This window comes from Shinella sp. JR1-6 (assembly GCF_004284735.1).
Classification (GTDB): Bacteria; Pseudomonadota; Alphaproteobacteria; order Rhizobiales; family Rhizobiaceae; genus Shinella.
On sequence record NZ_SHMI01000074.1, the window covers coordinates 1 to 4,537 of the forward strand.

General features: G+C 58.6%; 2 protein-coding genes and 4 pseudogenes. 4 read left to right on the forward strand and 2 right to left on the reverse strand.

Annotation, left to right across the window (positions count from 1 at the left end; genetic code table 11):
- Positions 1-256 precede the first annotated feature (256 nt).
- Complete coding sequence (locus EXZ48_RS33935) at positions 257-664, forward strand: PAS domain-containing protein (RefSeq protein WP_156031801.1); 408 nt, start codon at positions 257-259, stop codon at positions 662-664.
- On the opposite strand, the pseudogene EXZ48_RS33940 reads toward EXZ48_RS33935, so the two are convergent.
- Positions 648-782: pseudogene (locus EXZ48_RS33940) on the reverse strand (IS701 family transposase); the annotation flags it as partial. The gene EXZ48_RS33935 and the pseudogene EXZ48_RS33940 overlap by 17 nt on opposite strands.
- Before the next feature lie 219 nt (positions 783-1,001).
- On the opposite strand from EXZ48_RS33940, the pseudogene EXZ48_RS33950 reads away from it, so the two are divergent.
- From EXZ48_RS33950 to EXZ48_RS33960, 3 genes and pseudogenes are all read left to right on the forward strand, one after another.
- A pseudogene (locus EXZ48_RS33950) lies at positions 1,002-1,604 on the forward strand (IS630 family transposase); the annotation flags it as partial.
- A gap of 141 nt (positions 1,605-1,745) precedes the next feature.
- Entirely contained in the window at positions 1,746-2,060 is a 315-nt protein-coding gene (locus EXZ48_RS33955) for a hypothetical protein (RefSeq protein WP_037405227.1), read from the forward strand.
- A 544-nt stretch (positions 2,061-2,604) separates the two neighbouring features.
- Positions 2,605-3,318, forward strand: a pseudogene (locus EXZ48_RS33960) (IS701 family transposase); the annotation flags it as partial.
- 290 nt (positions 3,319-3,608) lie between these two features.
- On the opposite strand, the pseudogene EXZ48_RS33965 reads toward EXZ48_RS33960, so the two are convergent.
- Positions 3,609-4,468 (reverse strand): annotated as a pseudogene (locus EXZ48_RS33965) (IS110 family transposase); the annotation flags it as partial.
- Between the last annotated feature and the right edge of the window lie 69 nt (positions 4,469-4,537).

Genomic DNA, 4,537 nt, shown 5'->3' on the forward strand with positions numbered 1-4,537 from the left:
ATTGCTTCCGTGGAACTGGCAGCAAGACACGCTGAACGCTCAAGCGGCATAACCCGCGGCCTCCACCGGAGGATTACGCTCCGACGAAATGATGACGGTTTTCATCGATGTCGAGCGGACAAAGGAACAAGAAGTTCCAGTCGCAGAAATCCGCTTGCGATCCATTCTCGACATGCTGCCTCAAGCGGTCTGCGTTTTTGACGCAGAGGGCCGATAGGTCCTTTGGAACCAGAAATATGCAGAACTCTACAGTGACATTGCCAGGCATCTTCGGCCGGGCATTCATTTTGAGGAGATACTGAAGATCAACCTTGCCGGCGACGAGATGCGGGAATTCATCGAGGACAAGGAAACATGGCTTGTCGAGCGCATGGAGAAGTTCCGGCTGCCTGCCGCACAGGAAGAACAGCAGCTTCGCGACGGCCGATGGCTCCGGCACGACGACCGCCGAACGCTCGACGGCGGCGCTATCGGCATGCGCATCGACATCACTGATTTGAAGCAGCGCGAGGAATGGCTTGGCCAGTTGTTCGACGCAAATCCGATGCCCATGTTGCTGTGCGACGGCGATAATCTGGATATCATGCACGCAAATCAGGCTGCATCTAAATTCTATGGCTGGGATGCGGAAGAATTGTTGTCGCGGAAACCCATCTCGCCTTGATGGCGGCCGCCAGCGCTTTCAATGTCGCATCGGCCGGCAAGTCGGACAGGTAGTATTTACGCTCGTCTTTTGATCGCCATTCGCCAACCAACCAGGCTTCCTCGCCCGGCATGTGTTGCGACCACACAGGTCGGAAGCCTGCCAACGTAGTCAATCAACGTCTGCCGACGCATCGTTCAGCGAACAATGACCGCGCCGACCGCATCCACGCCAACTATGCTGCAAGCGTTTTTGCCCAGATCAATCCCGAGGATCGCAATAGACATTGGCTCGCTCCTTTCGCTTTCTGGATATCAGCATCGTACTCGATGCTGGGGGAATGGGTGGGCCATTCAATAAATCCGCCCACGCGCTGGAGCAGGACCGTCCCGACATCCTGAAACGCCGCCGCGCCTGGTTCGACGGCCAGCCTGACCTCGATCCGGCACGCCTCGTCTTCATCGATGAGACCGGGCTGTCGACCAAGATGGCGCGTCTGCGTGGAAGAGCGCCATGCGGTGAACGCTGCAGAGCCGGCATCCCGCACGGCCACTGGAGAACGACAACCTTCACCGGCGCATTGCGACTGACGGGCATGAGCGCGCCGTTCGTCTACGATAACGCCAAGAACGGCAATGTGTTCCTCACCTATGTCGAGCAGATACTGGTGCCGAGTCTGTCGTCAGGCGACGTCGTCGTGATGGACAATTTGCCTGCCCACAAGATCACCGGTGTTCGCGATGCCATCGAGGCGGCAGGAGCACGCCTGCTTTACCTGCCGCCGTACAGCCCGTACTTCAACCCGATCGAAAATGCCTTCTCGAAACTCAAGGCACTGCTGCGCGCCAAAGCCGAGCGGACCATCAAAGCCCTATGGGATGCACTCGGCGACATACTCGACCAGTTCTCACCCGCCGAATGTGCCAACGACTTCAGGGCAGCAGGGTATGAACCGGATTGAACAGGACGTGCTCTAAATTCTACGGCAGCCTGGATGGTAAACGATCACGTCAGTGAAGCCACACAATTGTGCGCATTAAAAAATAAAAAAATCTGCTAAAACGTGTATTATGGATCGCTTCCCACCAATTTGGAGGAAGCTATGCAGAATTTTCTTGTACGAGTTTATGATCAATCCGGGCAGAGCTGCGAACTGGTGGCTATGGTTCCTCTCATTCAGAACGAAAATCAGAATCTGAGCGATTCTGAATTGATTGCGATTTCGATGTGGATACTTCAAGATCTGGAACGCTTCTCAAACGCCGAGATCGAATCCTTCCGGTACCGCCTGGATATCCTTCATCCTCCCGACGCTTTGGCCCTTAATTCTGCTCCACAACAACGCGATGAGGAAGCTCCAGGCCTCCCGCCGGCTCAAGCCGAGCAGAAAAGCGTCCTTCGTCAACAAGCATATTAGTGATCCCTACTTCGTTCATCTAGATTGTCGTAGACGCACCTAAAATGAATGCGGTTCTCGAGTGTCGATATCAACGTTCCCACCCGGCGGATTTTCAGGGCGACACCGTGAACACATTCGATCGGACCCTAATTTCCTTCTCGGGAAACAGCGTCGGCCTGATCGTCCATAGCGTATTCAGTATGAACTGCCCCTCAGGCAGGACGCACTTCGTCGGCCACGTCCACCAGTCGAGCTCAACGATATCGGGAAGCTCGTTGCCGGGCCGGTAGGTTCAGCGCCGGGCAAAGCCGGTTTGGTGGCGGATTTGTATCCTGCAGCGACAAGCGCCCGCTCGAAGGCTACGGCATAGCCGGCAATTTTCTCGGCCTTGTCCGTGCCGTTGACGATTTGACGGGCACCGACGTAGTCAGCCCGGCCATCGGTGATTTAGTCGTTCAACGCCTTCCCGGTGAAGCTGCCGAGTTCGATGCCGACGAAGAGGATCTGGACGGCGATCGGAAGCTCGAGCGCCTTCGACGGGTCCTTTACGAGATCGACGCCGATCTCCGCGCCCTTCCGGCAGGGGCTGAGCGAGCGTGGCCTTACCTGGGCCGTGGGCGTTGGGGGGACCCAGAAGGTCTATCCGGTTGACCTGGCCCTCATCTGTCCCGTCGCCGGGCGCGGGCGCCCGCGCAAGAACCATGTGCCCGACGCAAAGTCGGTATCGGCGGAGAAGACGCTGGCGACCGCGCCCTGGCGCACGCTGAGTTGGCGACGTGGCACCAAGGGGCCGCTGAAGGCCCGCTTCGCCGCCGTGCGGATCAAGGTGGCCGACGGGCCGACCCAGAGGATCGGCGACATGGGGCAGCAGCATCTGCCGGGAGAAGAGGCCTGGCTGATCGGCGAACATCGTTCGAATGGAGAGGGCAAATATTACCTCTCGAACCTGCCCGCCGACACCTCGCTCAAGCGCCTGGCCGGCGCGATCAAGGCGCGCTGGATCCGCGAGCAGGCGCATCAGCAGTTGAAGGAGGAACTCGGGCTCGACCACTTCGAGGGACGATCATGGACGGGGCTGCATCGGCACGCGCTCATGACCATGATTGCTTATGCCTTCCTTCAATCTCGGCGCCTCAAGCAGGCGGAGCGGGAAAAAAAGAAGCCAGGGCCCGCCACCCCAGCCCACCCTTCCGGCCATCCGCGCGACTATCATCGCCGCCCTCGAACGGCCACCATCAACACGATGTCCGCACTGCCGCCGACCACTCTCTTCTAAAATTCTGCCAAAGTCGTGCTTCTGTAATGGGCCTTTGTCCGTCAAGTCCCTCGGAATGATTATCTCGTCGCTGGGGTCATGCTTCTGTCCGTGGTCAGCACGAAGACTGCCACACTATGCCATCAGATCAACAAGCCGACAGGTCAATCTAGGGAGCGTGCTTCGCCGAAGCGGTCACAGCACTACACACGACCTTGCCAAGCCTGCGTCCCAGCGACGGGACCTTATCAGATGCAGACCTTGTGCTTGCCTGCATCAATCACATATCTCTCCTCATGCCGCGACAGGGCTTACGCTCCAGCGAAAGTTGCATCCACCCACATGCGGTGAAGAACGACACCGAGTTTGCGGGCAAGGGCGACCTTCGCACGCTTCATCCCGCGACGCCTGGCCACATCGAGCGCCCAACGTTTTAGACTGGAAAAGCGCGTCGCCCGCGTCAGCATTATGTGGGCGGTCTCGAACAATGCCGTTTGCACCATAGCGTCGCCGACCTTACTGACTCCGCCATCCCGATCGGTTTCGCCGGATTGATATTTCTTCGGCGTCAGACCGAAGTAGGCACCCACCGTCCTGGACTTTTCGAACCGGGCAGGATCATCAACCGCGGAGCGATAGGTCAGCGCAACCAGGGCACCGACGCCTGGTGCGCTCATCAGCCTTTTGCAAACTTTGTCGGCGCGGGCGATCCTGCGCATCTCGCGGTGCAGCTTCGTAAATTCGCTCCACAGCGCTACTCGCGCCGTCAGCATCGCGTCAATCACCCTCGACAATGTCGAATGCCCTGCAATCAGTTCGCGGATGCGCGCCTCGAAACGCCCGCGGCTGACCTCGCCGACCTTTAACCCATAGCCACGCAGGATGCCCCGAATACTGAGCTCGACGTCGAGTAGCTTGGATTGCAGAAGCTTGCGGCCGACCAATAGAGCCCGAGTGTCCTGGGCCGGCGACGATTTGGCGTGAACCGGGCGTACCATCCCATGCGGAGCAGTTGCGCGATCCCTCGTGCATCCTTGCGGTCAGTCTTCATCGTCATCGCCGAAAGCGCCGCCTTCACATGCCGCGTTTCCAGCAAAACCACATCATGCCCCGCAGCAACGCGAGCCGCATACAGCCATTGGGACAAAGGCCCCGCTTCAAGGTGAGAGCGGCGGTGCAAAAGTCGGCCACGGTAGCGGCGGCATAATGCTGCTGCGGGCGGAGTAAAATCCGGCCACCT

What these genes read in the sequence shown, in the direction of transcription:
- EXZ48_RS33955 (WP_037405227.1), top strand. Translation starts at nt 1,746, where the DNA reads ATGCAGAATTTTCTTGTACGAGTTTATGATCAATCCGGGCAGAGCTGC.